The organism is Pseudoduganella violaceinigra DSM 15887 (assembly GCF_000425385.1).
Lineage (GTDB): Bacteria > Pseudomonadota > Gammaproteobacteria > Burkholderiales > Burkholderiaceae_D > Rugamonas > Rugamonas violaceinigra.
The window spans coordinates 48,820-75,009 of record NZ_AUDI01000020.1 but is presented as its reverse complement, the minus strand read 5'-3'; the positions used below and the strand labels follow the sequence as shown (position 1 = coordinate 75,009).

General features: G+C 65.0%; 22 protein-coding genes and 1 pseudogene. 6 read left to right on the top strand and 17 right to left on the bottom strand.

Going from position 1 to position 26,190, the window contains the following annotated elements; all coding sequences use genetic code 11:
* Positions 1-230: 230 nt before the first annotated feature.
* The 10 genes from H597_RS0113640 to H597_RS0113595 form a co-directional block, all read right to left on the bottom strand.
* A complete protein-coding gene (locus H597_RS0113640; protein WP_028102638.1) occupies positions 231-743 on the bottom strand; it encodes a DUF1993 domain-containing protein in 513 nt (170 codons plus the stop codon).
* Between the two features lie 46 nt (positions 744-789).
* Complete coding sequence (locus H597_RS0113635) at positions 790-1,779, bottom strand: succinylglutamate desuccinylase (RefSeq protein WP_028102637.1); 990 nt, start codon at positions 1,777-1,779, stop codon at positions 790-792.
* 128 nt (positions 1,780-1,907) lie between these two features.
* Positions 1,908-6,608: an NAD-glutamate dehydrogenase domain-containing protein gene (locus tag H597_RS0113630; RefSeq protein WP_028102636.1), complete on the bottom strand. Its 4,701-nt coding sequence runs from the start codon at positions 6,606-6,608 to the stop codon at positions 1,908-1,910.
* 148 nt (positions 6,609-6,756) lie between these two features.
* Positions 6,757-8,097 carry an N-succinylarginine dihydrolase gene (gene astB / locus H597_RS0113625; RefSeq protein ID WP_028102635.1) on the bottom strand — a complete coding sequence of 447 codons (1,341 nt, stop codon included), beginning with the start codon at positions 8,095-8,097 and terminating at the stop codon, positions 6,757-6,759.
* An 8-nt stretch (positions 8,098-8,105) separates the two neighbouring features.
* Entirely contained in the window at positions 8,106-9,575 is a 1,470-nt protein-coding gene (gene astD / locus H597_RS0113620; RefSeq protein ID WP_028102634.1) for a succinylglutamate-semialdehyde dehydrogenase, read from the bottom strand.
* The gene (gene astA / locus H597_RS0113615; protein WP_028102633.1) at positions 9,568-10,620 is read right to left on the bottom strand and encodes an arginine N-succinyltransferase; all 1,053 of its coding nucleotides are present in this window, start codon (positions 10,618-10,620) and stop codon (positions 9,568-9,570) included. Before astA ends, astD begins: the two co-directional genes overlap by 8 nt.
* A gap of 14 nt (positions 10,621-10,634) precedes the next feature.
* Entirely contained in the window at positions 10,635-11,666 is a 1,032-nt protein-coding gene (locus H597_RS0113610; protein WP_028102632.1) for an arginine N-succinyltransferase, read from the bottom strand.
* A gap of 134 nt (positions 11,667-11,800) precedes the next feature.
* Positions 11,801-13,045 carry an acetylornithine/succinyldiaminopimelate transaminase gene (locus tag H597_RS0113605; RefSeq protein ID WP_028102631.1) on the bottom strand — a complete coding sequence of 415 codons (1,245 nt, stop codon included), beginning with the start codon at positions 13,043-13,045 and terminating at the stop codon, positions 11,801-11,803.
* A 190-nt stretch (positions 13,046-13,235) separates the two neighbouring features.
* Positions 13,236-14,171, bottom strand: coding sequence for a GlxA family transcriptional regulator (locus H597_RS0113600; protein WP_028102630.1), 936 nt, complete (start codon positions 14,169-14,171; stop codon positions 13,236-13,238).
* Between the two features lie 3 nt (positions 14,172-14,174).
* Positions 14,175-15,092, bottom strand: a complete 918-nt coding sequence (locus H597_RS0113595) for a DMT family transporter (RefSeq protein WP_028102629.1) — start codon at positions 15,090-15,092, stop codon at positions 14,175-14,177.
* An 80-nt stretch (positions 15,093-15,172) separates the two neighbouring features.
* Between H597_RS0113595 and H597_RS0113590 the strand changes: the two genes are divergently transcribed.
* The 3 genes from H597_RS0113590 (at position 15,173) to H597_RS0113580 (ending at position 16,856) form a co-directional block, all read left to right on the top strand.
* Positions 15,173-15,610, top strand: a complete 438-nt coding sequence (locus tag H597_RS0113590) for a MarR family winged helix-turn-helix transcriptional regulator (protein ID WP_028102628.1) — start codon at positions 15,173-15,175, stop codon at positions 15,608-15,610.
* A gap of 12 nt (positions 15,611-15,622) precedes the next feature.
* Positions 15,623-15,907, top strand: a complete 285-nt coding sequence (locus tag H597_RS0113585; protein ID WP_028102627.1) for a hypothetical protein — start codon at positions 15,623-15,625, stop codon at positions 15,905-15,907.
* Between the two features lie 109 nt (positions 15,908-16,016).
* Complete coding sequence (locus H597_RS0113580) at positions 16,017-16,856, top strand: HDOD domain-containing protein (protein WP_028102626.1); 840 nt, start codon at positions 16,017-16,019, stop codon at positions 16,854-16,856.
* A gap of 39 nt (positions 16,857-16,895) precedes the next feature.
* Here the strand turns inward: H597_RS0113580 and H597_RS0113575 are convergent, their stop codons facing one another.
* A complete protein-coding gene (locus tag H597_RS0113575; protein ID WP_028102625.1) occupies positions 16,896-18,257 on the bottom strand; it encodes an FAD/NAD(P)-binding protein in 1,362 nt (453 codons plus the stop codon).
* A gap of 33 nt (positions 18,258-18,290) precedes the next feature.
* On the opposite strand from H597_RS0113575, the pseudogene cysC reads away from it, so the two are divergent.
* Positions 18,291-18,800 (top strand): annotated as a pseudogene (gene cysC, locus H597_RS34110) (adenylyl-sulfate kinase); the annotation flags it as partial.
* Here the strand turns inward: cysC and H597_RS36240 are convergent.
* From H597_RS36240 to H597_RS0113550, 5 genes are all read right to left on the bottom strand, one after another.
* Positions 18,758-19,687 (bottom strand): arginase family protein, encoded by a 930-nt coding sequence (locus H597_RS36240; RefSeq protein WP_371850732.1) that lies wholly within the window; start codon positions 19,685-19,687, stop codon positions 18,758-18,760. The pseudogene cysC and the gene H597_RS36240 overlap by 43 nt on opposite strands.
* Entirely contained in the window at positions 19,684-20,928 is a 1,245-nt protein-coding gene (locus H597_RS0113565) for a hypothetical protein (RefSeq protein WP_028102624.1), read from the bottom strand. Before H597_RS0113565 ends, H597_RS36240 begins: the two co-directional genes overlap by 4 nt.
* Entirely contained in the window at positions 20,912-21,616 is a 705-nt protein-coding gene (locus H597_RS0113560; protein WP_028102623.1) for a methyltransferase, read from the bottom strand. The genes H597_RS0113565 and H597_RS0113560 overlap by 17 nt, the downstream gene beginning before the upstream one ends.
* Before the next feature lie 362 nt (positions 21,617-21,978).
* Positions 21,979-22,602, bottom strand: coding sequence for a glutathione S-transferase family protein (locus H597_RS0113555; protein ID WP_028102622.1), 624 nt, complete (start codon positions 22,600-22,602; stop codon positions 21,979-21,981).
* Between the two features lie 65 nt (positions 22,603-22,667).
* A complete protein-coding gene (locus H597_RS0113550; protein ID WP_028102621.1) occupies positions 22,668-23,360 on the bottom strand; it encodes a helix-turn-helix transcriptional regulator in 693 nt (230 codons plus the stop codon).
* A gap of 52 nt (positions 23,361-23,412) precedes the next feature.
* Between H597_RS0113550 and gntR the strand changes: the two genes are divergently transcribed.
* Both gntR and H597_RS0113540 read left to right on the top strand, forming a co-directional pair.
* Positions 23,413-24,456 (top strand): HTH-type transcriptional regulator GntR, encoded by a 1,044-nt coding sequence (gene gntR / locus H597_RS0113545; protein ID WP_371850731.1) that lies wholly within the window; start codon positions 23,413-23,415, stop codon positions 24,454-24,456.
* Entirely contained in the window at positions 24,453-24,953 is a 501-nt protein-coding gene (locus H597_RS0113540) for a gluconokinase (RefSeq protein WP_035374162.1), read from the top strand. Before gntR ends, H597_RS0113540 begins: the two co-directional genes overlap by 4 nt.
* A gap of 201 nt (positions 24,954-25,154) precedes the next feature.
* Here the strand turns inward: H597_RS0113540 and secF are convergent, their stop codons facing one another.
* Entirely contained in the window at positions 25,155-26,174 is a 1,020-nt protein-coding gene (gene secF, locus H597_RS0113535) for a protein translocase subunit SecF (protein WP_028102618.1), read from the bottom strand.
* Positions 26,175-26,190: the final 16 nt, after the last annotated feature.

The window sequence follows — 26,190 nt, the reverse complement described above, 5'->3', positions numbered from 1 at the left end:
GGAGTATCAATGGCTCGTGTTACATGTGCTTACTATTGATACAGGCTTGCGCCTAGCTTGGCACGGTCCGCCTTGATAACCTGCGAATCATGCACTACCGCCATTGAGAAGGAGCCAGCCATGTACCGAAAGATCCCGACCGTTTCCTCCCGCTTCAACCCCATGAAGGCAGCTTCAGTGAGCGTGCTCCTGCTGGCAATGGCGGCGACTTACGCCCTGCGCGTCAGCTTTTAACCTTCGTACGGCCCCAGGTAGTCGATCTTGCCGATCTTGACTCCCTGGTTGCGCAGGATGCCGTGCAGCGTCACGACATGGAAATAGAAGTTCGGCAGCGCAAAGGCCAGCAGATAGCTCTCGCCGGTGAAAGTCGGCTTGAAGCTGCCGAAACTCAGTGCCACCTCCCGCGTTTCGCTGCCCGCGAAATGCTCCTCCCCCACACTCTCGATATAAGCGATCGTGTTCGCGATACGCTCCTGCAGCTGCGCGAAACTGGCTTCGTTGTCGGGGAATTTCGGCGCGGCGATGCCGCTCAGGCGTTCGATGGAGAGTTTGCTGGTATCGCTGGCGCGCTGCACCTGGGCGGTCAGCGGCAGCATATCGTCGGCCAGGCGGGCCGCCAGCAAGGTTTCCGGCACTGTGCCGCTTTCCTCCGCATGGGCTTGCGCCTTGCGCAGCAGGCTCGCCATCACATTCAGGCCGCGCACGAAGACGGGCGCGGAAACTTTGTACATGGACAGGGACATGCGCTACTCCTTTCCGGTGGGTGTCCGGCCAGTGTAGCGCAAGTCCTTATTTCACGCGCGTGACCATCATGCCCGCCCGCAGGCCGATGCGCACGTCGGGGTTGGGGAAGACCACTAGCTCTTCATCATGCTGCACGGCGTAGACGGTGTCGCCGTCGCGGGCGATTTCGTCGCCTTTCTTCAGGGCGGTGAAATTCCGCGTCTCCTTGCCGAAGGCCATCTTGAAATCGTCGCTCAGTTTGATGATGTTCTGGGCCACCTTGAACACATGCGGTTCGTTGGCGGCTTGGGCCGGCGGATTCCCGCGCAGCAGCCGGTCCAGGGCAAGCTTGGCTTCTTCGAACTGCGACAGATCGTTCTGCCCCAAGGTGCCGATGCGGCCCAGTTCCACCGTGGTGCCGGCGGCGGCATGGTGCTCGGCGCTGTAATAGCTGTAGGTGCCGGCCGATGCCGGATTCATGATGATGGCGCCAATGGCGGCCTCGCCCAGCCAGCCGATCAGCTGCTGCTTCGCTGCCTCGCCGATCAGGTCGGGCACAATGGCGAAGGTCGGATAGACGCTCGGACGGATGGCCGTGTGCAGGTCGAGGTGCCAGCGTTCCGTTCCCGCCGGGGCGAAGAATGCGCTGGTTGCTGCGATCATGACGTCGGCGCGCGCGGCTTCGGCCGTGCCGGCCAGGGTGCCGCGTTCAGTGCGGAACATGCGGTTCAGGTCCGCGTCGATGAAGCGCTTGGCCTGGCGGATGGCGCCGATATTGCCGACGCAAAGCATCAGGTCGACGGCCAAGGCCTGCGGTTCCTGCGCCAGGGCGTCGAGCAGGTAAGCCACCAGCTCGATCGGGCCGGTTTCGTCGCCATGCACGCCCACCGAGACCAGGACGGCGGGACGGCCGGCTTGCTTGCTGCGGATCGTGAGGATGCCGTCCGCGGGTTGGGCGACCGCGTAGCCGGCTTGTTCGAAACTGCGCGCGACGGCGCTGAAATCGGCTTCAGCCAGGGCGCGCACTGCGGGAGGGAGGGTTGGGGTGTCTGACATTCTTTACGATTACTTTCTGCTCCGCCAACACCGGGAAACCGGTGTCAGACCCGCGGGGTCCGACACCGATACGCGACGGTAGCGGGCCAGGTGTCTGACCCTGCGGGTCGGACACCGGTTTACCGGTTTCAGGCGGCCAGGCCCACGGCATTGACCGCTTCCGACAAGGCCCACACATCCAGCATTGCCTGTTCCAGGTCCGCCGAGGCCGCGTAGCCCGACAGCCCCAAGGTGCAGGTCACGACTTCCACCGCCTCAACCGCGTCATGGCCGTTGGTGGCGCGCGCCAGCACTTGCGACAGCAATTTCTGCTGCGTACGGCGCAAGGCCTGCTGCGCGTAGCTGCGCAGGTGTTCCTGCGACTTCGACGCGGCAGGCAGCTTCAGGCCTCGCTCCAGCGTGTCGATGCCGGCCTGGGCGCGCAGCGCCATGCCGACCGCCAGGAAGCCCGGCAAGTCCATGCCGGCGGGACGCTTGACCGACAGCGCCGCGAATACGAAGGCGGCCACGCCTTCCAGCGCGTCGACGGCGTTCCATGCCTGCACGAATTCAGCGCGCAGGCCGCTGTGCGTTGCCGCTTCGGATTGCACGTCGGCCGCCATCTTGCGCACGGTGGCGGGATCGGCGAACAGCTTGCTCAGCTCCGCGATACCGGCGCCGCGCAGCTGGTCTTTCGGCACACCCAGCACGCCTTCCATCACGGCCTTCAGCATGGCGCGGGTGCGCGTATCGACGCGCATGGCGACATTGCGCGGCACGTTCAGCGCATCGGCGTCCAGGGTGTCGAAGGTCGGCGCCAGATCCAGCGCGGACCATGCCTGGCCCCACGCCAGGATCACATCCTGTTCGCTGCAGTTGTTGGCGGCAGCCAGGTCGCGGATCATCAGCGGGCCACAGCGGTTCACCACCTCATTCGCCAACACCGTCGCCAGGATGGCGTTGGACAGCGGGTGGTTCAGCGGCGGACGGGTAGCGACCAGCTGTTCCGGGAAGTAAGGGCGCAGGACTTTGTCCGCCCAGCTTTCATCGGTCAGCGGCATGGCCGACAGCAGGCGCTTGTAGCGGTTCTTCACGTTGGCGATCACCACCGCCAATTCCGGCGTGGTCAGGCCGCGGCCATCGGCCTTGCGGCGCGCCAGTTCCGCCACGCTTGGCAGATGCTCCAGTTCGCGCGACAGCGCGCCCTCTTCTTCCAGGTCGGCGATCAGGTCGGCGTAGCCGTCTTGCACATGCGCCTCGGACTGGGCCTGGAATTCGCGCACCAGCAAACGGGTTTGCTGGGTGTTGTCGCGCAGGACCAGGCGCTCCACTTCCATGGTCATTTCGTTCAGCAGCTGGTTGCGGTCCGCTTCCGAGGTCTGGCCGGCGTTCACTTCCACGTCCAGCCACATCTTGCAGTTCACTTCATGGTCGGAGCAATCCACGCCGGCCGAGTTGTCGATCGCATCGGTGAAGATACGGCCGCCGGCCAGGGCGAACTCGATGCGGCCAGCCTGGGTCGCGCCCAGGTTGCCGCCTTCCGCCACCATTTTGCAGCGCAGCTCATTGCCGCTGACGCGGATATTGTCATTGGCGCGGTCCTTGACCTGCGCATGGGTCTCGGTGGAGGACTTGATGTAGGTGCCGATGCCGCCGTTGTAGAACAGGTCCACCGGGGCCAGCAGGATGCGGTGCATCAGTTCTTCCGGCGCCAGCGAGGTTTCTTCGATGTCCAGCGCGGCGCGGATTTCAGGCGACAGCTCGATGCTGCGCGCGGTGCGCGGGAACACGCCGCCGCCTTTCGAGATCAGCTCCTTGTTGTAGTCATCCCACGAGGAGCGCGGCAGCGCGAACATGCGCTGGCGTTCGGCGAAGGATTTCGCGGTGTCCGGATTCGGGTCCAGGAAGATGTGGCGATGGTCGAAGGCCGCCAGCAGCTTGATCTGGTTCGACAGCAGCACGCCGTTGCCGAACACGTCGCCCGACATATCGCCCACGCCCACCACGGTGAACGGGGTGGTGTTCATGTCGTGGCCCATTTCGTAGAAGTGGCGCTTGACCGCTTCGAACGCGCCCTTGGCGGTGATGCCCATCTTCTTGTGGTCGTAGCCGTTGGAACCGCCCGACGCGAAGGCGTCGCCCAGCCAGAAGCCGCGCTTGACCGCGATGCTGTTGGCGATGTCGGAGAAGGTTGCGGTGCCCTTGTCGGCGGCCACCACCAGGTACGGGTCGTCGTTGTCGTAGCGGACCGTGTCTTCCGGCGGAACGATCTTGCCCAGCACGCGGTTGTCGGTCACTTCCAGCAGGCTGGCGATGAACAGGCGGTAGACTGCTTCGCCTTCCGCCGCCACCACGTCGCGCGGAGCGTCTTTCGGCATCTTCTTGCAGACGAAGCCGCCCTTGGCGCCAGCCGGCACGATCACGGCGTTCTTCACCATCTGCGCCTTCACCAGGCCCAGGACTTCGGTGCGGTAATCTTCCATACGGTCCGACCAGCGCAGGCCACCGCGCGCGACCGGGCCGCCGCGCAGGTGCACGCCTTCGAAGCGGCGCGAGAACACGTAGATTTCGCGGAATGGACGCGGTTCAGGCACCAGGTGCAGGCTGCTGGTGTCGAACTTGAAGATGATCTTGTCGCCCTGCCCGCCATTCTGGAAGTAGTTGGTGCGCAGGGTCGCCAGCATCAGGTCGATCATGGCCGCGAAGATCACTTCCGTGTCGGCATGGTTGATCGCGCTCAGGCGGCCTTTGATGGCCAGCAGCTTTTCCCTGGCGGCGTTGCGGGTCGCCTCGGGCAGCTGCGGGTCGAAGCGCTCTTTCCAGGCGTCGACCAGTTCCTTCACCAGCGCCGGATGGCGGCGCAGCGTCTCCGCCATGTAGCGCACGGTGAACTGGGTGCCGGCCTGGCGCCAGTAGCTCATGTAGGCGCGCACCAGCTGCACTTCGCGCAGGCGCAGACCGCCTTCAACCACCAGGCCGTTCAGGCGGCCGTCTTCCGCTTCATTGTTGAACAGGGCGTTGAACAGGTCTTCCGCCACCTGCACCACGCCGGGGCGCGACAGCTCGGTGGCGCTTTGCTCGTCGACGGCCAGGCTGGTCACATAGTGCTTCTTGCCGTCCGCAGTGCGGATGGAGTGGGCCGATTCGCGCTCGATGGCGACGCCCGCATTATGCAGGGCCGGCAGAATGGAGGACAGCGCAGGCACGCGGTCCACCGAATACAGACGAATGGTGGTGGAGGCATTGCCTTCGGAAGGCAGCTCGACGCGCACAGCAACGCGTTCGCCTTCGCCATTGCGCAGGATCTTGTCCAGGTCGTGGAAGGCCACCGCCGGCGGCGTCGCCACCACGTAATCGACCGGCAGCGTGGAGCACAGCTTGCGCAGGCTGTTGCGCAGCGGCTCTTCGCCCACCTTGTCGGCCAGTTCGGAGAAGCGGTCATGCCAGCCGTCCAGCACCGTCAACAGCGGGCGCTGGATATCGCTCTCCAGGTCCAGCGGATAGCGCGCGGCGTGCGCGATCAGGTAGAGGCGGGCCAGCGGGCCATCCGACACTAGGGTCTGCGAGCTGACGTGGGTGGCGCCGGAGCTGTCCTGCAGGGCGCGCGCCAGCGCGTGCGCCACGGATGCGGAGTAACGCTCGCGCGGCAGGTAGACCAGCACGTTCAGGTGGCGGGCGTAGACGTCGCGGCGGGCGAACACCTTGGCGCGCGGCTGCTTGTACAGCGACACCACGGCGCCGCACACTTCGGCCAGCCATTCAGGTTCGGCTTCCAGCGCTTCGGTGCGCGGCAGCGATTCCAGGATCTCGATGAATTTCTCGGCGCGGAAGCCGGTTTCGCGCACGCCGGCGATCTTCAGCACTTGCGCGATGCGGCCGCGCGCGAACGGCAGGCGGGCCAGCGGGGTTAGGTTGGCGGCGCGGGTGAACAGGCCGACGAAGCAGTGCTCGCCCAGGATGGCGCCCTTGCCGTCGGTGTGGCGCACGCCAATGAAGTCCAGCGACTGGTCGCGGTGCAAGGTGCCGCCCACGTCGGCCTTGACGATCGACAGGGTGTGGGCGCGCTTGGACAGGGTGTCGAAGTCGCCCGGGATATTGGCCAGGCAGGTACCGTAGATCGGGTGCGAAGTGTCCTGCAGCACGCCGATGCGGCTAGGGATGTCGCGTTCCAGCTCGCGCGCGCCCGGCTTCACCTGGTAGTAGGCGTAGCCGTGCACTTCGAAGCCCTCGTCGCGCGCCCACTGGAGGAAGGCGGCCACTTCCTGGCCTTCTTCGCCGTGGGTAGAGGATTCGGTGGCGACGGCGGTGAAGCGCTCTTTCATCGCGGCCTGGTCGCGCTTCACGACGGCGGCGTCGCGCGCCATCATTTCGATGCGGTCGGTCAGCTCCTTGAGCGCGCCGTCTTCCAGTTTTTCGGACAGCAGGCACAGGACCATGGACTCGAGCTTGTCGCCCTTCTGGCCGACCGCCTCGACGCTGCCGTCGGCGGCGCGGCGCACCGGCAGCACGGCGTTCAGCACGCCGTTCGAGCCGAGGCGCAGCTTGCGCATGGCGATCACGATCGAGTCGACCAGGTATGGCATGTCGTCGTTGACGACCAGCAGCGCGGTGGCGTGGCCGCCGCGCGCTTCTTCGTATTGGAGCTTGGCGATCTGGCAGCCGGAAGCGGTGCGCTTGGCCAGCTGGGTGAAACCTTCCACAAGGACCGGGGCCAGGCTGCCGGGCGACAGGTCGGCCAGGTCTTCATCGTCCAGGGAGCCGAGCCAGGCTTCGATCAGTTGGGCGATCGGGCCGCTGGCCTTGACCAGTTCGAGCGTTTGCTTGCGCAACTCTTGTGGCATTTGTTTCATCTGCTTCTCCAAATACGTTGTAGGTATCTTCTTGTTCGAACCGGTAAACCGGTGTCCGACCCGCAGGGTCAGACACCCACTGTTCGACTGCCAACGATGCAGTTCGGGGTCTGCCCCCGCGGGCCAGCCCCCGGTTTACCGGTTTTTATTACAGATCGTACAGGCCGGGTAAGCCCAAAATCTGTTCCAGCTCTTTGAGTGCGGTATGCACTTCGACAGCCAATTGCGGATCTGCTAAATCTTTCGGTTCCAGATGGTCGCGGTAGTGCTTCTCGACCCACGCGACCAGGGTATGGTACAGCGTTTCGGTCATGACCACACCCTGGTGCATGGCGGCCGCTTCCGCCTCGGTCAGCGCCACGCGCAAGCGCAGGCAGGCCGGGCCGCCGCCGTTGCGCATGGACTGGCGCAGGTCGAAGTGGATCAGCTCATCGACCGGGCCGCCGGATGCCAGCAGCTTTTCCAGGAAGGCGGCAACCGGCGGAATCTCCTGGCACTCATGCGGTGTCACCAGGGCCATCTTGCCGTCCGGCTTGGACAGCAATTGGGTATTGAACAAGTAGGACGCCACCGCATCGGCCACCGACACTTCGGCGGTCGGCACGCGGATCGCCACCAGCTCCGCGCCCACGCCGTGCATGGCGGCGCGGATCGAGGCCAGCGCCGCCTGCTCGTCGGCGAACGCCTGCTCGTGGTAGAACAGCACATTGCCATTGCCCACGGCGATCACGTCGTTGTGGAACACGCCCTGGTCGATCACGTCCGGATTCTGCTGCACGAACACGCAGCGCGCCGGGTCCAGGCCGTGCAGGCGGGCCACCGCCTGCGACGCCTCCAGCGTGTGGCGGGCCGGGAATTTCTTCGGCGCCGGTGCGCTGGAATCGAATTCCACGCGGCCGTACACGAACAGTTCCACCGCCGGCTTGCCGTGCTGGTCGCACAGGCGGGTATGGTTGGCGGCGCCCTCGTCGCCGAAGGCCGGGGTGCCGGGCAAGGCGTCGTGTACAGCGAAGTGGCGCTCATCCTTGAAGATGGCGCGCAGCGCGCGGGCCGACTGCACGTGCTCGAACGCACGGTGCAGCTTGTTGTTCAGGTTAGCCGCGGTGAAGTGCACGCGGCCATCCTTGGTGTCCGCCGACGGGCTGACGGTGGCGGCGTTGGCGGTCCACATCGGCGAGGCCGAGTAGGCGCACGCCAGCACCACCGGCGAATCGCTGTAGGCTTGGGCGATCACTTCGGCGTCGGTGCCGCTGTAGCCCAGGCTGCGCAGCAGGCGGAAGTTCGGACGGTCCTGCGGCGGCAGCAGCGCCTGCGCGAAGCCGCGCTTGGCCAGCTCGCGCATCTTCGCCAGGCCTTGCAGGGCGGCCTGCTTCGGGTTGGACGCGCTCTTGACGTTGTTGAAGGACGCTACGTTGCCGAACGACAGGCCGGCATAATTGTGCGACGGCCCGACCAGGCCGTCGAAGTTGTATTCGCGTGCAGTAGGCATGGCCATCCTCAGAAGTTCATGCCAGGCGACAGCTTGGCAGGCATTTCAAGGGCGCTGTTCTCGATCGACGCGACCGGGTAGGCGCAGTAGTCCGCCGCATAGTATGCGCTAGGACGATGGTTGCCGGACTTGCCGACGCCGCCGAACGGCGCCGAGCTGGCCGCGCCGGTGGTCGGGCGGTTCCAGTTCACGATGCCGGCGCGGGCGCGCAGCTGGAATTTCTGCCACAGCGACTCGTCGGTCGAGATCAGGGCCGCAGCCAGGCCGTAGCCGGTGTTGTTGGCGGCGCGGATGGCGGCGTCGAAGTCGTCGACGCGGATGATCTGCGCCAATGGGCCGAACCACTCTTCGTCAGGAATGCCTTTGGCATCGGTGGTGTCCACGATGCCGGCGGAAACGAAGCCGGTGCCCGGCTCCAGCTGGCGCATTTCCAGCAGCAGCTGGCCGCCCTTGGCGACCATATCGGCCTGCGCCTGCACCAGCTTTTCAGCCACGGCTGCGGAAACCACGGGACCCATGAACGGCGCGGGCTCCGCGGCCGGCGCGCCGACGCCCAGCTTGGACGCCACTTCCACGAAGCGCTTGACGAAGGCGTCGCCCTGCTCGCCCTTCTGCACGATCACGCGGCGCGCGCAGGTGCAGCGCTGGCCGGCGGAAATGAAGGAGGAGGACACGGCCATGAACACGGCGGCGTCGATATCGGTCGGATTCCACACGATCAGCGGATTGTTGCCGCCCATTTCCAGCGCCAGCAGCTTGCCCGGCTGGCCGCCGAACTGCTTGTGCAGGGCCGCGCCGGTCTGGCTCGAACCGGTGAACAGCACGCCGTCGATGTCCTCATTGCGGCCCAGCGCGATGCCGGTCTCGCGGCCGCCATTGACCAGATTGATGACGCCGGCCGGCACGCCGGCTTTTTCCCACAGCGCCACGGTCTTGATGGCGGTGCGCGGCGCGTACTCGCTCGGTTTGAACACCACGGTGTTACCGGCGATCATGGCCGGCACGATATGGCCGTTCGGCAGGTGGCCGGGAAAGTTGTAAGGGCCGAACACGCCGAACACGCCGTGCGGACGGTGGCGCAGCACGGCTTCGCCATCGGCCACCTTGGTCTTGGTCTCGCCCGTGCGGCTGCCGTGCGACGTGATCGAGATGTCCACCTTGTTGGCCATGGTGGTCACCTCGGTGCGCGCTTCCCACAGCGGCTTGCCGACTTCTTCGGAGATGGTCTGCGCCAGGTCTTCCGCGTTTTCCTTCAGCAGGTCGCGGAACTTGGTGACGATGGCGATGCGCTCTTCCAGCGGGCGGTAGGCCCAGGCTTCAAAGGCGGCGCGCGCGGCCTGGGCCGCTTCCGCCACATCGGCCGCGGTGGACTCCTGCGAAGCGTAAGTCTGCTTGCCGGTGGCCGGATTGGTGGTCACGATGGTCTCGCCGTGGCCAGCTTTCCATTGGCCGTTGATGAAATTGCTCAGTTCAGACATTCTGGTTCTTCCTCACGTTGAGAGACAGGGTGCGCACGGTGTCGCCGGAATGGCAATGCAGCAGTGCTTGTTCTTCGGACGACAGGTCGATGCCGCCGTCGGATGGATTGGCGTCGGTCAGGATCATGCGGAAATCCTGCATGACCGTGTTCGATACCAGGTAAGGTTCGGACGTGTGCAGCGCGCAGGCATGGGCCGTATCGGTATCGCGCGACACGCTCGCCAGGTCGCTGTCGCGCATCGCGCGCAGTTCCGAAACGCGGGCCTGCAGCACCGGGCCGGCGTCGAAGATGTCGACATAGCCCTCGTAGTGCATGCCCTCCTGCTCCAGCAGGCGGCGCGCCGGCACCGTGGCCTGGTGCACCTTGCCGATCGCCTCGCGCGCATCCTGCGGCAGGTAGTCTACGTACAGCGGCTGGCGCGGCATCAGCTCGGCGATGAAGGACTTCTTGCCCAGCGCGGTCAGGTCGTCCACATGGTGGAAGTCCATCTTGAAGAAGTAGCGGCCCAGGCCTTCGTAGAACGGCGAGGTGCCATCCTCGGCCTGGTAGCCGCGCATCTCGGCGATGATCTTCTGCTCGAACAGGTGCGGGAACTGGGCGATGAACAGGAAACGGCTCTTCGACAGCAGCTTGCCGTTATTGCCCTGGCGGTAGTCCGGGTGCAGGAACAGGGAGCACAGCTCGGAGCAGCCGGTCAGGTCGTTCGACAGGTACAGCGTGTCCATGCGGGTGAACACGTTCAGCTCGCGGCTGGAGTGCACCAGGGTGCCGATGCGGTAGTTGTAGAAAGGTTCGGTCAGGCCGACCGCGCCCTTGATGGCGCACACGCCGGCCAGGCGGCCCGTGGCGGTGTCCTCCATCACGAACATATAGTCGCGTTCTTCCGGCGGGATGGTTTCGGCGAAGGAGGCCACCGCCACGGCGAGGCGGTCGCCCATCATCTTCATATCCGGCTTCAGCGTGGTCATGCCGGTGCCCACCTGGCTGGCCAGGTTGAACAAACCGTCCAGGTCATTCGCTTTAATGGCGCGTACAACTAGCATAGGTATTCTCGTTCTTAAATGCGGACGCAGGTCACGGTGTCGCCTTCTTCCACGCGCAGGATTTCCTGGGCTTCCCGGGTCAGGCAGACGGTGTCGGTATTTTCCAGCGGTGCGCAATGGATGGTCAGCGCACGGAAGCGCTGCTCGGGGCCGGTGGAGACGGCGTAGGTCGCGATTGCATCGCTGGCCTGGATGCCGTTGGCGCTGGCCACGCGGCGCGGCAGCGACGAGCTGAAGGTGCGCAGCGAGTGCTTGTGCGCCTGCAGGATCGGGCCGCCGTCGAAGATGTCGATATATTCGTCGGCTTCGAAGCCTTCGGAGGTCAGCAGGTTGAAGGCCAGCTCGCCGCTCGGGTGGATCTGCCCCATCACGGCCTGCGCATCGCCCGGCAGCAGCGGCACGTACACCGGATAGTGCGGCATCAGCTCCACGATCAGGGTGCGGTTGCGGGCGCCGCCGATCACGCGCTCGGCGTCCAGGAAGTCCATCTTGAAGAACTTGCGGCCCAGCGCATCCCAGAACGGCGAGCCGCCGTTTTCATCGGTCAGGCCGGCCAGCGGCACGAAGAAGCGGTCGCCGAAACGGTGCGGCGCCTGCACGGCGTACATCAGGCGCGAGCGCGACAGCAAGGCCGCTTCCGGGCGGCGCGCCACGGCGGCGTCGACGTAGTAGCCGGACAGCTGCGAATAGGCGGTCAGCTCGGAGCACAGCGTCAGCGCGTGCACGCTATGGCTGATATTCAAGTCGCGCGAGACCTGCTGGATCACATCGTTGCGGAAGGAAAAATAGGTGCCGTTCGAGCCCGCGGAGGCGTGGATGGCCGCGGTGCCGGCGATCGTCTTGTCGGCCAGCGACTCCATCACGAACATATAGGATTCTTCGCTGGGGATGTCGACGTGGGCGGAGAAGGAAGCGATGGAACGTTCGACTGCCTGCTCGATCTTTTCGCGCGTCTTCGGCAGGGTATGGACACCCGGCATGCTGACCGCGGCCAGTGATTCGAGGGCGGCGATGTCGGCGGTTTCCACCGGACGGACTACGTACATGGGGTGCTCCTCTTTTATTCTTCTCTGAAACAAAAAAACCGGTAAACCAGGGTCAGACTCACAGGGTCCGACACTGTCCCGCGGCAGCCGCGGACCGGTGCCAGGCACTTGTGCCTGGCACCGCCTTACCGGTTTCAGGCCGCCTTGGTCAGCTCAGCCACGGCCAGGCGGATAATGCGATCCGCCTCGTCGATCTGCGCATCGGACACGATCAGCGCAGGCGCCAGGCGCACCACATCCATGCCGGCGATCAGGATCATCAGGCCCTGCGCTTCGGCAGCGCGCTGGATGTCCTTGGAACGGCCTTTGAACGGCTCGGCGACAAGCAGGCCCAGCAGCAAACCGGCGCCGCGCACGGCGGAGAACACCTGCGGGAAATCGCGCACCAGGCCTTCCAGCTTGCCGATCAGCTTCTCGGAAGCCTCTTTCACGCGCGCCAGGAAGGCCGGCTGGTTGATGGTTTCCAGCACGGTCAGCGCCACGGTCGCGGCCAGCGGGTTGCCGCCGTAGGTGGTGCCGTGGGTGCCCACGGCCAGGTGCTTGGCCAGCTCTTCGGTGGTCAGCATGGCGCCGATCGGGTAGCCATTGCCCAGGGCCTTGGCCGAGGTCAGGATGTCCGGGGTCACGCCGTAGCCCTGGTAGGCGAACAGGGAACCGGTACGGCCCATGCCGCACTGTACTTCGTCGAAGATCAGCACGGCGCCGACTTTGTCGCACAGCGCGCGCAGGGTCTTCAGGTAGTCAGGATTGCCCGGCATCACGCCGCCTTCGCCCTGCACCGGCTCAACGATCACGGCGCAGACATCGTCGCCGATGGCGGCCTTGGCCGCTTCGATATCGTTGTAAGGGATGTGGTCGATCGATGGCGGCAGCGGCTCGAAGCCTTCGGTGTACTTGGCCTGGCCGCCGACGGAGACGGTGAACAGGGTACGGCCGTGGAAGGAGTTCAGGCAGGACACGATGCGTGGCTTCTTGTCGCCGAATTTGGCGTGGGCGACCTTACGCGCCAGCTTCAGGGCCGCTTCGTTGGCTTCGGCGCCGGAGTTGCAGAAGAAGGCGCGGTCGGCGAAGGTGGCTTCGGTCAGGGCCAGGGCCAGGCGCAGTACCGGCTCGTTGGTGTAGCCATTGCCCAGGTGCCACAGGGTGTTTGCTTGCTTGGTCAGCGCTTCCACCAGCACCGGGTTGCAATGGCCCAGGGATGCCACGGCGATGCCGGAGGTGAAGTCCAGGTAATGCTTGCCGTTCTGGTCCCACAGGTCCAGGCCCGCGGCTCGCACTGGCACCATCTGGGCAGGTGCGTAAGTCGGGACGATCACCTCGTCGAAGGTGGCGCGGGTTACAGGGCGGGTGGTAACAGTCGAGTCAAGCTTGGCGTTCATAGCAAATCCCCATCAATGGTAAGGTGTACTGCATTGTAAAAGCGGGGATGCTAAAACTCTTTTGAATCTGCGACAAGGATTTTCAAAATTGTCCAAAACCGGTAAACCGGTGCCTGACCCACGGGATCGGGCACCTTCGGCATGCGATAGCCGCGTGCCCGGTGTCGGACCCGATGGGTCTGACACCGGTTTACCGGTTTAATCGGCGCTGCCGCTCTTCACGGGGCGTATTCCCGAACAGGGTGCCGAAGGCGGTGGAAAAGTGCGAGCCGGAGGAGAAACCGCACATCAGCCCTACCTGCACGATGGAATGATTGGTTTCCAACAGCAATTGCCGGGCGCGCTGCAGGCGCAGCTCCAGGTAATAGCGCGACGGCAGGGAGCCGAGGTATTGCTTGAACAGGCGCTCCAGCTGGCGCCGCGACAGCCCGACCAGGCCGGCGATATCGTCGGTCGACAGCGGCTCCTCGATGTTCGACTCCATCAGGGTCACCGCTTCCGACAGCTTGGGCTGCAGGGCCCCGAACCGCGCCTGCAAGGCCACCCGCTGCCGCTCGTCCTGCGAACGCACGCGGTCGATGCACAGGGCTTCCTTGATCTCGGCCTGCACGCTGGCGCCGAACAGCGCCTCCACCAGGGTGAGCGCGAAGTCGAGCGACGCGGCCCCGCCGCAGCAGGAGATCAGCCGCTCGTCGATCTCGAACAGGTGCGGGGTCAGGATGGCGCGCTCGGTGATATCTTCCGTTTCCGCATACAGGGCCCATGGCAGCGCAATGCGGGCGCCGCCCGCCGCCCCCGACTGGGCCAGCCACAGCACCGCGGCGCCCACGGCGCCCCAATAATCGGCCGCGCGGCAACGCTCGATCACGGCGCGCAGCTCGGCATCGGGCGGGCGCAGCGTGCCCTCGTCGGCCACCAGCAGCGCCAGCCGCCAGTCGCCGGCCACGGCGGCCGCCTGGCGCGGGGTCAGGACGTCGAGCTGGAAGGCGCCCTGCAGGAGGCGCTGGGCCTGCCGCAGGGGCTGCACCAGTCCGGCCCAGGCCAGGCTGTCCGCGTCGCCCGCGTTCACCAGCAGCATGCGCAGCGGCCGCTCCTGGGCCAGGCGACTAAGTTGAGCAAAAGACATCGTCTATTCAGGGACGAGCGCCGCGGCGGGCCGCTCCGGGGTATTCCATTGGCTGACAATCATACCGGAGATCAACATCGCCGCGCCCAGCAGCTGCATCGGGCCCATGGTCTCGCCCAGCCAGAAGTAGCCGAAGATGGCCGCGCTGGCAGGTTCGAAGGCATAGATCACCGCCGCCTCGTTGGCGCTGGCATGGCTCTGGCCCCAGGTCTGCAGGGAAATGATGGCGGCCGTGGCGACCACGCCCAGGTAGGCCAGATTCCATTTATAGGCCAGCAGGCCCTGCCAGATATAGCTGTAGTAGTCGGCGGCATCGTGCTGCACGTCGATGGCGCCGCGCGGCATTTCGCGCAGCAATATCCACAGGGCGGCGAACACGGCAACCGTCCAGATCTGGGCCACGGTCAGGGTCATCAGGCGCTCGACCTTGCGCGAGAACTGTTCCATCACCTTGATGTAGAGGCCGAACAGGAAGGCCGCCGCCAGCGCCAGCCAGTCGCCGCGGCTCCAGCTGAAGCTGCCGTCCCAGCACAGGGCGAACAAGCCGCCGAGCGCCAGCAGCAGCGCCAGCACGATGCGCTTGTCCGGCCATTTCCCCATGGCAATACCCAGCAGCGGCACCACCAGCACGTTCAGGCCACAGATGAAGGCGTTGCGGTTGGAGGAGGTCAGGCTCAGGCCTTCGACCTGGGTCAGGTAGCAGAAGAACAGCAGCACACCGGCCAGGAAACCGTAGTGCAGGTCGCGCCATGTGGCGCGCAGCAGGAAGGGCGACAGCAGCAAGCCGGCGATCGCAAAGCGCGACGCCACGATCCAGTTGGCCGACAGGCTGTCGGTCATGTCCTTCATGGCGGGGAAGGTGGTGCCCCAGACGATGGTCACCACCAGCAGGGCCAGGATACCGCGTGCGTGCAGAGGCATGGCGAAAACCGCATCTTGTTATAAGTTTGCATATAGTAACCGATGCCGCCTAGTGCTGGCGGGCGCTATAATCCCGTGTCATGGGCGAACGATATTTGAAGAGCATCCGGCTGCTGGCCGAATGCATGCAGGGGTTTGAGAGATGGTCCGGCGGGCATGTGCGCCAGCTTGGCCTCACCCACGCACAATTCGATATCATTGCCACATTGGGCAACACTCCCGGCATGAGCTACAAGGAACTGGGCGAACGCACCCTGATCACCAAGGGCACCCTGACCGGCGTCATCGAACGCCTGGAACAGAAGGGCCTGGTGGAACGGGAACGCAATGCGGACGACAAGCGCTCCTTTTTCGTGCGCCTGACGCCGTCGGGCGAGCAGCTGTTTGCCAGGGTGTTCCCGGTAATTGTCGCGAAAGGCGTCCAGTTGTTCGCCGACTATAGCGACGCCGATTATGAAGCACTGGAACGCACCCTGACCGGCCTGAGGGCCACCATCAGTGCCGGTTCACCACTTTAAAGAACGCAAAGAATGTTAAAGACTACCCTGCTGGACGGCATCAGGCCAGCCGAATTCGACAAGCAAATCACCGGCAACCTGCTGCTGGAAACCACGACCGCCGACGCGGTCCGTAAGGAAAAACTGCTGATTGGCATCCGCAATGAAGACGGTGAAATCTACCGCCTGATCGGCGCCACCAAGCACAACAGCTTTACCAATGCAGTGGAAGAACTCGAAGACCTGGAACTGGTCGACGAACTGGGCGACGTCGAAGGCACCGTGGAAGGGTGCGACGCCATCTTCGGCGAAGGCTGAAACGGGGCATAGCCTGTGTCAATGGGGCGCGGCCGGGCCTGCGGAAAAATTCATCAAAATTGTCGCCCTGACCTAGTTCCTTAGGGCAAATTCTACTTATACTTTTCGCATGGACAGACTCGAAGCCTTCAAAGCCATCGCAGCCCAAGCCGGCCGTGGTGAGCTTTCATTCCCCACCAATATCGACGCCTCGGTCAAGCTGCAGCGCGCGCTGAACGATGAGAATTGCCATATCGACCTGGCGGCCAAGCTGGTGCAGGCCGATCCGCTGCTGGCGGCGCGCACGGTGGCGATCGCCAACTCGGTGGCCTATAACCGTACCGGCATGGAGATCTCCAGCGTGAAAACGGCGGTGCAGCGCCTCGGCGTGCGCACCCTGCAGTCGCTGGTGACCTCGGTGATCGTGCGCCAGCTGAGCATCAAGATCCGCAATCCCCTGCTGAAGGCCAAGGCCAATCAGCTGTGGGAGCACACGGCCCACGTGGCGGCCTTGGCGCAGGTGATTGCCCGGCGCGTGTCCCATGTCGATCCGGACACCGCCATGTTCGCTGGCATCGTGCATGAAGTCGGCGGCTTTTACATGCTGTCGCAGGCCGAAGCGTATCCCGAGGTCATGGAAGGCGATCCGGAAGACTGGACCGCCTTCGGCGAGGTGCAGATCGGCCGCGGCGTACTGCAAAAGCTGATGATTCCCGATAATGTGTTCAAGGCCGTGGAAGCCATGTGGGAAGGCCTGCGCGCCCTGCCGCCCGAGAACCTGGGCGATACGCTGCTGCTGGCCAACGACTTGTCCCCGGTCGCCTCGCCGCTGCACGCCCGCCCGGGCGCCACGTCGGTCGCGGCGGCCAGCACCATCGACTTCACCGTCGGCGACGGCACCCTGGCCAACGTCATGGAGGAATCGGCGGAAGAAGTGAAATCGCTTACCGCCGCCCTGCTCCACAACTAGCACTGGCCGAGAGTAAGTCCCTCCCGTTGCGGCGGAATTCTATAGGCAGGCGCGGGCGATGACGGCCGCGAACTGGCGCAGTTCAGGCACGGCGCTGGCCTCCCAGTATCCGGCCTTGAGCCAAGGGCCGATATAGTACAGCCCCGGCGTCGGCGCGCCGTCGGCGCCCAGCACGGCGCAGTCCGCGCCGACCTTCAAACCCATCCCGAGGGCATCGGCCTGCACCAGGCCGTCCGCCAGCAGCTGGCGCACCAGCGGCACTTGCGCGCGGCGCGGGCTGGCGCAGCTTCCGGTGCAGTTGATGATGCGGGCGGCGCGCAGCTCGATCTGCGTGTCCTCGCCGCGCGGCTGCACCGACAGCACCGACAGCTCCGCTTCGTCGCGCACGGAGATCGCCCGGCCGGCCGTCACGCGCAATGCGCCGCGTTCCATGGCCAGCGTCAGCTCCTGCTGCACGGTGGGCGGCAGCTGGTGCCGGTGCACTTCCCAATAGGGCCGCAGGTGGCGCAGGAAGCGGCGCCGTTCCGCGGGCGGCCAGCCTTGCCAGATATGGGCCGCCTGGTGGCGCAGTGCGGCCATGGCGTCGTGCCAGTCCAGGCCTGCCGCTTCCAGGCATTCGACTTGCTGGAGGAAGGCACGCAAGGCGCCGCGCGCGGTCGGCACGCCATCGCGCAACAGCGTGCTGCCGGCCAGTTGGCCGGTTGGCGGCAGATAGGGTTGCGGCAGCAGGCCATGGCGCGACAGCGCATGCACGCGCTGCGCCGGATTACGGCGCAGCAGCTGCAGGGCGATATCCACCGCCGTCAAGCCGGTCCCCAACAGCAGCACCGGCTCGTGCACGCCGATGGTGGACAACAGGCCGGCCTGCCAGGGGTCGGCGGCATAACGCACGCTATCGACCAGGGAACCGTGCAACAGCGCCGGCGGCGGCGCGGCGAAATGCCCGAAGGCCAGCACCACCCGGTCCGCTTCGATACGGCGCCCGTCTTCCAGCGTGGCGGCAAGCCTGCCGTCGTCGATGGCCTGCAGCCTGCTTACGCTGCCGCTCACGCAATCCAATGCCACGTGGCGCGCCGCCTGCGACTGCGCCTGCCGCAGCGACCATTCCAGGTAATCGCCGTACACGCTGCGCGCGACAAAGGAGGCGCCCGTCACCCGGCTATCACGCATGCTGGCGTAATGCAGGAAGTGCTCGGGATCGTCCGGCAGTACGCTCATGTTGGCCGCCACCACATTGAGCAGGTGCTGCGGGCTTTGCGTGCCATAGGCCATGCCGCGCGCCATGCGCCCGCTGCGGTTCAACAGCAGCACGCGCAGCGGCTGCTCGCCAGCCCCGCGCAGCAGCTGTATCGCGCACGCCACACCTGAAAACCCGGCTCCCACGATCAGTATTGTGCGCATGCCACGCCCCCGTATCGCGTATATAGTCGCATCATGAACTCCTTCAACGTATCGCGCCGTCAGCGCGAAGAGATGCATGGCCATCGCGGCGCGGTGGTCTGGTTCACCGGCCTGTCCGGAGCCGGCAAAACCACGCTGGCGCGCGCGATCGAACAGCGCCTGTTCCTCGACGGCTGCCAGGCCGTGCTGCTGGACGGCGACATCCTGCGCCAGGGCCTGTGCTCCGACCTGGGCTTTTCCCCGGCTGAGCGCAGCGAAAACATCCGGCGCGCCGGCGAAACCGCCCGCCTGCTGGCCGATACCGGCGCCATCGTGCTGGCCGCCTTCATTTCCCCCCTGCGCGCCGACCGCGACCGCGTGCGCGCCATGCAGGCCGAGGGCGATTTCATCGAAGCCTGGTGCCGCTGCCCGCTGGACGTGTGCGAACAGCGCGACGTCAAAGGCTTATACCGCCGTGCCCGCGCCGGTGAAGTGACACAGTTCACCGGCGTCTCGGCGCCCTACGAAGTGCCGCTCGCGCCCGAGCTCTCGCTCGACACCGCCGACGGCAGCCTGGCCGACTGCATCGAACTGGTGCTGGCCGAATTGCGCGCGCGCGGCGTGCTGCCGGCATCGGGCAACAGCTCGCCGAGCAGCGCAAGGCAGATGCGGGCCGCCTGGTCGCCCGCATCGAGCTCCGCGTGCCACGCCGATACCGATACCGCCAGCAGGGGATAGTCGCGCAAGCGGCGGAACAGCGCCGCCATTTCCTCCAGCCGCGGACCGGCCGGCACGTGGTACTTCAGCGCCGGCATGCGCTGCGCCTCGTCCAGCACATCGGTGTCGAAGTGCAGGTACAGCGTCTCGCGCGGCGACAGGTGCTGCAGCACCTGGTCCAGCGTGCAGCGCACGATGGCCGACCTGGCCAACTCCTCGTCCTCGCCCGGATCCAGATCGCGCGCGTCCGACAGCAGCACCCGCGCTTCCGGATAAGGGCTTGCCCCCAGCGCCTGGCGCAAGGCGGAGATGGAATCGCGCTGGCGTTGGCGCCGGTCCGGCTTCCCGACCAGCATGGCCAGCGGCATACCGCCCAAATACTGGGTCTGGGTCGTGGCCCAGGTATGGAAATCGCCATGCGCGTCCAGCCACAGCATGCGCTGCGGTTCGCGCCCGGCACGCTGCAGGCCGGCCATCACGCCCATGGTGGACACGCAATCGCCCGATATGCTGAACGGCAGGTCGCCCGCCCGCACCGCGTCCTCCACATGCCGCGCCAGTTCGGCGTAGACGCGGCCCATGCTGCGCATCTGCTCGTCGCGGTCCGCCAATTCGGTGGCGGTCGACTGCGGCGAGCGCACCACGGTCCAAGGATGCGGATCGAAGTGCTGCAGGCGCTGCAAGCCGAAGCGCCATTTTCCCATCAGATAGGGCACCAGCAGGCGGCGGATCATTGCCACCGCTCCGGCGCCATGCCATAGCCCAGCGCATGCATCATGTCCGCCACCTCGGCGCGCTGCGCCAGCGGCAGCAGCTCGGCGCTGCGTTTGCGCCAGCGGCCCGGCGCGGGCGCCTCGGTCGCCATGGTGATCGGCAGCTGCGGCGCCTGCGGCAAGGGCGGCAGGTCAAGCCATTCGCAGGCGCGCTCGAGCACCGCGGCCGGATCGGCCAGGAAGGACTCGAAACGCACCGGCAGCGCCGCCACGCCGCTGTCGAAGATATGGCGATGGCAGGACAGCCACTGGTTCAGGCACACCTCTTCCAGCGGGGCGTTGATGAAGCTGCGCCAGTTCGGCGGCAGGTCGAATTTCCACCAGCGCCGGCCGCCCGCGCATTGATCCGAATAGCCGCCGATGCCAAGCTCCACGCCCTGGCGCTGCATATCGTGGGCATGGAAACCGGTGGGCGACAGCCAGCCATCCATCATGCCGTTGACACAGGCCGCGAAGCTGCGCGCCAGGTGCAGGTAGCGCACCTGCGCCTGCGGGAACAGCTGCTCGTACAGGCCGAAGCGATAGGCATCGGACGGCGTCTTGAACAGCAGAACCTTGCTGGCCGCATCGTCTTGCGCGAAGTGGCTGGCCAGCATGGAGGGCGAGACAAACGGCGGCTCTTCAATCTTGGCGTCCTCGCCGAAAGGGCGGCGCTCGCCGGGACCCGGGCTGGCGTCGTAATAATCCAGGCGCCAGGGCTCGCGCCAGTACACCGCGCCCAGCACCGCATCCTGTAACTCCTGCTCGCCCGGCACTGCGGGCCACTGGCTGGGCAGCAGCGCCTCGTCCAGCGCGCGCTCGAGCTGCGCATAGCGGGCGGGCAGCGCGAACAGCGCGGGGAACTGCAGCAGCAGGCGCTTGCGCCAGCGCGCCTTCATTTCGGCCAGCGGCGCCGGCGTGGAAGCGGGAACGGTCAGTCCGTCGAAGATCTCGTCGGCCAGCGCATCGGCATTGCGCAGGCGCGCAATGGCATCGCTGCTGCAGGCGGGGTCGCAGCCGAAACCGTTGCCGCTCAATGCCAGGAAAGGCTCCGCCTCGCCATCCAGGCTGGCAATGCCGGGATGGCGCGCCAAGGCCGCCTTGAACAGCGTGGAACCGGAACGCGAACTGGTCAGGATAACGGCCACGCGCCTGACCTGCATACGCCACGGTGCATGCGGCACCGCCCGCAGCTGGCGGATGGTATCAAGCAGCCCGTCCATGATCAGCCGCAGGCTTGATCAGGAAGGCAAAGAACTGGCGCTCCTGATCGCGTTCGGCCACACTGCGGGCCATCATCCGGATACTGAAACCGGCCTCTTTGGCTAGGCGCCGCACCTCCTTCACCGCGCCGAAGTTCGAATGCGCGAAGTAGATACGTCCACCCGGCTTCAGGTGGCGTCCGACCTGCTCGAAGAACAGCGTGTTGGTGCGGAAGTCGGTATCCCACTGCGAGCGCGCCACCACATCCGGCGCGGGCTTGTCGCGGAACGGCAGGTTGGCGGTGATCACATCGAAACGCTCATCGCCGACGTTTTCGAACAGGTCGGAGCGGCGCACTTCCATCACGTCCTCAAAACCGTGTTCCTGCGCGTTGCGGCGCGCGCTGCGGATGGCGGCGGGATTCACATCCAGCGCCAGCACGCGCGAGGCCCGCTGGTAGCAGGCGAAAATGGCGATCACGCCGGAGCCGGTCCCCACATCGAGCACGCTCTGGCCGGCCTTGATGCGGAAATTGCGCACCAGCGGCTGGCTATCGAGAAAGGGCCAGAACGTATTCGGGTAGACGTGGAATTTCTTGCCAAGGTAGGTGATGGTGCGCCCGCCTTCAGGTACTGCCTTGAAAGCCTTTTGGCGCATGGCTTGCCAGCGATCGACTTGCTCTGGCGTGGGAAGCGCGGATGATGGCATATCGGACCTCCTCTTTGATAATGCCATGCTATCCAGTCCGCCAAGCGAGGGCAAGTACACTGTTGGATGCCTGCATTGCTTCCAATTTGAGAGTCGAGCTCTGGCTTCTCGAGGAGCTTTTCGCTGCGCGACGCACAGCGTTTTGTCCGATTGCCAGAGCTGACCCTGACTTTTACCATGGAAGCCAGAGAGCGATGGCGTGCAATTTTCTCGGCAAGACGCCTCTCCCAGAAAAAATCTCCCAGAAAAAAAACGCCCACTCCGGAGAGTGGGCCAAGTCCAAAACTAGGGATGTCCTGAAAGAGACGATTCCATCTTATGTTTCGGACCGGCCGCACTCTGTGCGTCACTTCACACAATGCTTAAAAAGGCCAAGGCGTCTCGGTCTGCTGCCATGCCGGCAGCTGCTGGACGCGCTCAGCCCACGCCAGCAGGTGCGGATATTGTTCGACAGGAACTTTGGCGCGGCTGACATACATCATCGGCGCCGCCACGGCGAAGTCGGCCAGCGTCAGCTTGTCGCCGCTCAGCCACTGGCGCGTGGCCAGGTGCTTGTCGAGCACGGCCGCGTGTTCGTGCACATAGGTTTCGCCTTTGGCGATCTCGACCGGATCAGGGCCCTGGCCGGTCACGAGATTCTTCCACAGGTATTCCCAGGTCAGGATGCCGATGGCCGGCGCGAAGTGCTGGGCGCTGAAGAACATCCAGCGGTTGACGTCGGCGCGCTCTTTCAGGCCGGTCGGGTACAGCTCGGTGGCGCCGGCCTTGTCGGCCAGGTATTGCATGATGGCGCAGGATTCCCACAGTTGCAGGCCGTCGTCCTCCAGCACCGGCACCTTGCCGCAAATGTTCACTTCTTCGAGGCGCTTGCGGTCGGCTTCGCTGGCGAAGTCGATCAGGATTTCATCGAGCTGGATGCCGAGATGGCTTGCCACCAGCAATACACGGCGGGCATTGGAAGACAGTGGGTTGTGATACAGGCGCATCGTTAAACTCCTTGGTGGGTTGATCGAATGCGGCCATGGTAACCAAGGTCTCCTGACAGTTTCTGTCAGGAGTCTTCGTTGATCGCGTTTTCTTCGCGCCAGGTTTTCAGCAGTTCATGGCGCGGCTTTGGATAGCGTTCCGCAAGCGCCTCCGCCTGCGCAATGCGGTCGATGCGGAAATGGCGGTTCGCCTTGCGCACCTCGCACCACGCCGCGAGCAGGCGGCCGCCATCGAAGAACGCCAGTGCGAACGGCCACACCGTGCGCTCGGACGAGCGCCCGCCCTCATCGCGGTAGCGGATGCGCATCTTTTGCTGGCGCCGGATCGCCTCGCGTGCCGGCCGCACGAATTCATCGTGCTCCGGCGTATCGCGCACCAGCGGCACCCACAGGCTGGTGTCGGCCATATCGTCGCGCAAATCCTTGGGCGTGGCGGTGGCGATCTTGGCCAGCGCATTGGCGGCGGCGCTCGCCAGCGCCGAATCGCCCTGGCGCCGCACCCAGCGCGCCCCCAGCACCAGCGCCTCCAGCTCATCGACATCGAACATCAGCGGCGGCAGGAAGAAACCGCTGCGCAGCAGATAACCGAGGCCGGCCGAGCCCTCCACTGGCGCGCCGAGTTCGGCCAGGGTCTGCATGTCGCGGTAAATCGTACGTTCGGAAACCCCCAACTGCGCCGCCAGAGCGGCCGCCGTGACGGGACGGCGGCTGCCGCGCATGGCATCCATCAGCTGGAACAGACGGCCGGTACGGCTCATTAAATCTCCCTTTTTATAAGGACGTGCAGCTTAACATAGTTATAATTTACACATGACCACGAATCGAATTGGCAAGACCTCATCAAGCAAGAGCCGCGCCCTCGGCAAAGTCACCCTGTCCGATGTCGCAGCACGCGCCTGCGTCGCGCCGATGACGGCCTCGCGCGCCATCAACCAGCCCGAGCTCGTCTCGGCCGTCCTGCGCGCGCGCGTGGACAAGGCCGTGCAGGACCTGGGCTACGTCCCCAACCGCGCGGCGCGCGCCCTGGCGTCGGCGCAATCGAAGGTGATCGTGGTGCTGGTGCCCTCGCTGGCCAATGCCGTCTTCACGGCGGTGCTGGCCGGCATCCAGGACGCGCTTGACCCCTGCAACTACCAGATCCTGATCGGCAATACGCGCTACTCCGATGCCGAGGAAGAGAAGCTGCTATCGACCTATATGCAATCGAACCCGGATGGTATCCTGCTCTCCGGATTGACGCACAGCCCACGCGTGCGGCAGATGCTGGCCACCTCGCGCGTGCCGGTGGTATCGATGATGGACCTGTCGCCCGAGCCGGACGTGATGTCGGTCGGCTTCTCGCAAGAGGAAGCCGGCTACGCCATCACGCGCTACCTGGTCGAGAAAGGCCGCAAGCGCATCGGCTACATGGCCGCCCAGCTGGACGAACGCACGCTGCGGCGCGCCGATGGCTACCGCAAGGCGATGCAGGAAGCCGGCCTGGCCGACCCTGCGCTGGAAATGATGTGTCCGCAGCCATCGAATATCGCGCTGGGCGCCGAACTGCTGAACCGCATGCTGGACAGCGTCCCGGGCCTCGACGCCATCTTCTGCTGCAACGACGACCTGGCGCACGGCGCCATCTTCCAATGCCAGCGGCGCGGCATCGACGTCCCCGAGCAACTGGCCATCTGCGGCTTCAACGACTTGCCGGCATCGGCCTGGATCACCCCATCGGTCACCACGGTCGGCACACCGCTGTACCAGACCGGCTTTGACGCCGCCAGCCTGCTGCTGGCCAGCATCCGCGGCAACGAAGTGCCGGCGCAGCGCATCGACCTGGGCTTCACCCTGGTGGAACGCGAAAGCGCATGAGCGCCCCACGCGCCGAGCGCTGGGTCGTCATGGGCGTGAGCGGCAGCGGCAAGAGCACGCTCGGCATCGCCCTGGCCAAGGCCCTGGACGTGCGCTTCGAAGAAGGCGACGACTACCATCCCGCAGCCAACATCGCGAAGATGCGCGCGGGCCAGCCGCTGACCGACGCCGACCGCGCAGGATGGCTGGCGCGCCTGGCCGAGCTGATCCGGCAAGCCGCAGCGGCGGAAGCAGGCATGGTGCTGTCATGCTCGGCGCTAAAGCGGCGCTACCGCGACCAACTGCGGGCCGCCGACCCGGCCTTGCGTTTCATCCACCTGGACGGCGAACGCGCACTGCTCGCGCAGCGCATGCAAGAGCGCGCCGGACACTACATGCCGCTGGCGTTACTCGACAGCCAGCTTGAAACCCTGCAAGCGCTGCAGGCCGACGAAGCGGGCATGCGGCTGGACATCCGCCAACAAACCACCCAACTGCTAGCCCAAATCCTCGAATAAATTCGGGGTCAGGTCTGTCATTTGGACAGGTAGCGCTATCCTTTGAGTTTTCTCAAGACGCAAAATCGGCAGATTTTCTGCATTGAGAAAAATCAAAGGATAGACGCGGATGTCCAAATGACAGACCTGACCCCGAATTGCATACGAATTGCATAAAAAAAGCAGCCACGCGGGCTGCTTTTCTTGGGAGCGGAACAGCGCTTATACGACGGCGCCGTCGGTCTCGTCCTTTTCCTTGATCGGCTTGATCAGGTCTTCGCGCTTCACACCCAGCCACATGGCGACCGCGGCGGCAACGAAGACCGAGGAGTAGATGCCGAAGCAGATACCAATGGTCAGCGCGATCGCGAAGTAGTGCAGGGTCGGGCCGCCCAGGAACAGCATCGACAGCACCATCATCTGGGTACAGCCGTGGGTGATGATGGTACGCGAGATGGTGGAGGTGATCGCATTGTCGATCACTTCATGCACGCTCATTTTGCGCTGCTTGCGGAAGTTCTCGCGGATACGGTCGAAGATAACCACCGATTCGTTGACCGAGTAACCCAGCACCGCCAGTACCGCCGCCAGCACGGTCAGCGAGAATTCCCACTGGAAGAAGGCGAAGAAGCCCAGGATGATCACCACGTCGTGCAAGTTCGCAACGATCGCCGCCACGGCGAATTTCCATTCGAAGCGGATAGCCAGGTAGATCATCACGCCCAGCACCACCATGATCAGGGCATTGAGGCCATTCTGCGCCAGTTCTTCGCCGACCTGCGGACCGACGAATTCAACCTTCTGCAGCGATACGCCTTCGGAACCGTCGGCGTGGATACAGGCGCTCTTCATCTCGTGGGCGCCCTTGTCGGTCACCTTGTCGAGCGACTTGACGCTGCCTTGCTCGGCCTTGCACAGCTCCGCGAACACTTTGGCGGCGGTGTCGGCAGCGGTGCTGCCGGCCGCGTTAGGCAGGCGGATCAGGGCGTCGCGCGCGGTGTCGATGCTCGACACTTCAGGGTGGTAGCCCAGGCTGGTCAGGGTGTCGCGCACCTTTTCCAAGTTGGCGGCCTGCGCGTACTTCACTTCCATTACGGTGCCGCCGGTGAACTCCACCGAGAAATGCAGCTGCTTGGTCACCAGGAAGAATACTGCTGCCACGAAGGTCAGCGCCGAAATCACGTTGAAAACCAACGCGTGGCGCATGAACGGGATGTCTTTACGGATGCGGAAAAATTCCATCTCTATTCCTCAGTTC

Excerpts from the sequence above, each read along its gene's own strand:
- H597_RS0113640 (WP_028102638.1), bottom strand. The coding sequence starts at position 743 with ATGTCCCTGTCCATGTACAAAGTTTCCGCGCCCGTCTTCGTGCGCGGC.
- H597_RS0113635 (WP_028102637.1), bottom strand. The coding sequence starts at position 1,779 with ATGTCAGACACCCCAACCCTCCCTCCCGCAGTGCGCGCCCTGGCTGAA.
- H597_RS0113630 (WP_028102636.1), bottom strand. The coding sequence starts at position 6,608 with ATGAAACAAATGCCACAAGAGTTGCGCAAGCAAACGCTCGAACTGGTC.
- astB (WP_028102635.1), bottom strand. The coding sequence starts at position 8,097 with ATGCCTACTGCACGCGAATACAACTTCGACGGCCTGGTCGGGCCGTCG.
- astD (WP_028102634.1), bottom strand. The coding sequence starts at position 9,575 with ATGTCTGAACTGAGCAATTTCATCAACGGCCAATGGAAAGCTGGCCAC.
- astA (WP_028102633.1), bottom strand. The coding sequence starts at position 10,620 with ATGCTAGTTGTACGCGCCATTAAAGCGAATGACCTGGACGGTTTGTTC.
- H597_RS0113610 (WP_028102632.1), bottom strand. The coding sequence starts at position 11,666 with ATGTACGTAGTCCGTCCGGTGGAAACCGCCGACATCGCCGCCCTCGAA.
- H597_RS0113605 (WP_028102631.1), bottom strand. The coding sequence starts at position 13,045 with ATGAACGCCAAGCTTGACTCGACTGTTACCACCCGCCCTGTAACCCGC.
- H597_RS0113600 (WP_028102630.1), bottom strand. The coding sequence starts at position 14,171 with ATGTCTTTTGCTCAACTTAGTCGCCTGGCCCAGGAGCGGCCGCTGCGC.
- H597_RS0113595 (WP_028102629.1), bottom strand. The coding sequence starts at position 15,092 with ATGCCTCTGCACGCACGCGGTATCCTGGCCCTGCTGGTGGTGACCATC.
- H597_RS0113590 (WP_028102628.1), top strand. The coding sequence starts at position 15,173 with ATGGGCGAACGATATTTGAAGAGCATCCGGCTGCTGGCCGAATGCATG.
- H597_RS0113585 (WP_028102627.1), top strand. The coding sequence starts at position 15,623 with ATGTTAAAGACTACCCTGCTGGACGGCATCAGGCCAGCCGAATTCGAC.
- H597_RS0113580 (WP_028102626.1), top strand. The coding sequence starts at position 16,017 with ATGGACAGACTCGAAGCCTTCAAAGCCATCGCAGCCCAAGCCGGCCGT.
- H597_RS0113575 (WP_028102625.1), bottom strand. The coding sequence starts at position 18,257 with ATGCGCACAATACTGATCGTGGGAGCCGGGTTTTCAGGTGTGGCGTGC.
- H597_RS36240 (WP_371850732.1), bottom strand. The coding sequence starts at position 19,687 with ATGATCCGCCGCCTGCTGGTGCCCTATCTGATGGGAAAATGGCGCTTC.
- H597_RS0113565 (WP_028102624.1), bottom strand. The coding sequence starts at position 20,928 with ATGGACGGGCTGCTTGATACCATCCGCCAGCTGCGGGCGGTGCCGCAT.
- H597_RS0113560 (WP_028102623.1), bottom strand. The coding sequence starts at position 21,616 with ATGCCATCATCCGCGCTTCCCACGCCAGAGCAAGTCGATCGCTGGCAA.
- H597_RS0113555 (WP_028102622.1), bottom strand. The coding sequence starts at position 22,602 with ATGCGCCTGTATCACAACCCACTGTCTTCCAATGCCCGCCGTGTATTG.
- H597_RS0113550 (WP_028102621.1), bottom strand. The coding sequence starts at position 23,360 with ATGAGCCGTACCGGCCGTCTGTTCCAGCTGATGGATGCCATGCGCGGC.
- gntR (WP_371850731.1), top strand. The coding sequence starts at position 23,413 with ATGACCACGAATCGAATTGGCAAGACCTCATCAAGCAAGAGCCGCGCC.
- H597_RS0113540 (WP_035374162.1), top strand. The coding sequence starts at position 24,453 with ATGAGCGCCCCACGCGCCGAGCGCTGGGTCGTCATGGGCGTGAGCGGC.
- secF (WP_028102618.1), bottom strand. The coding sequence starts at position 26,174 with ATGGAATTTTTCCGCATCCGTAAAGACATCCCGTTCATGCGCCACGCG.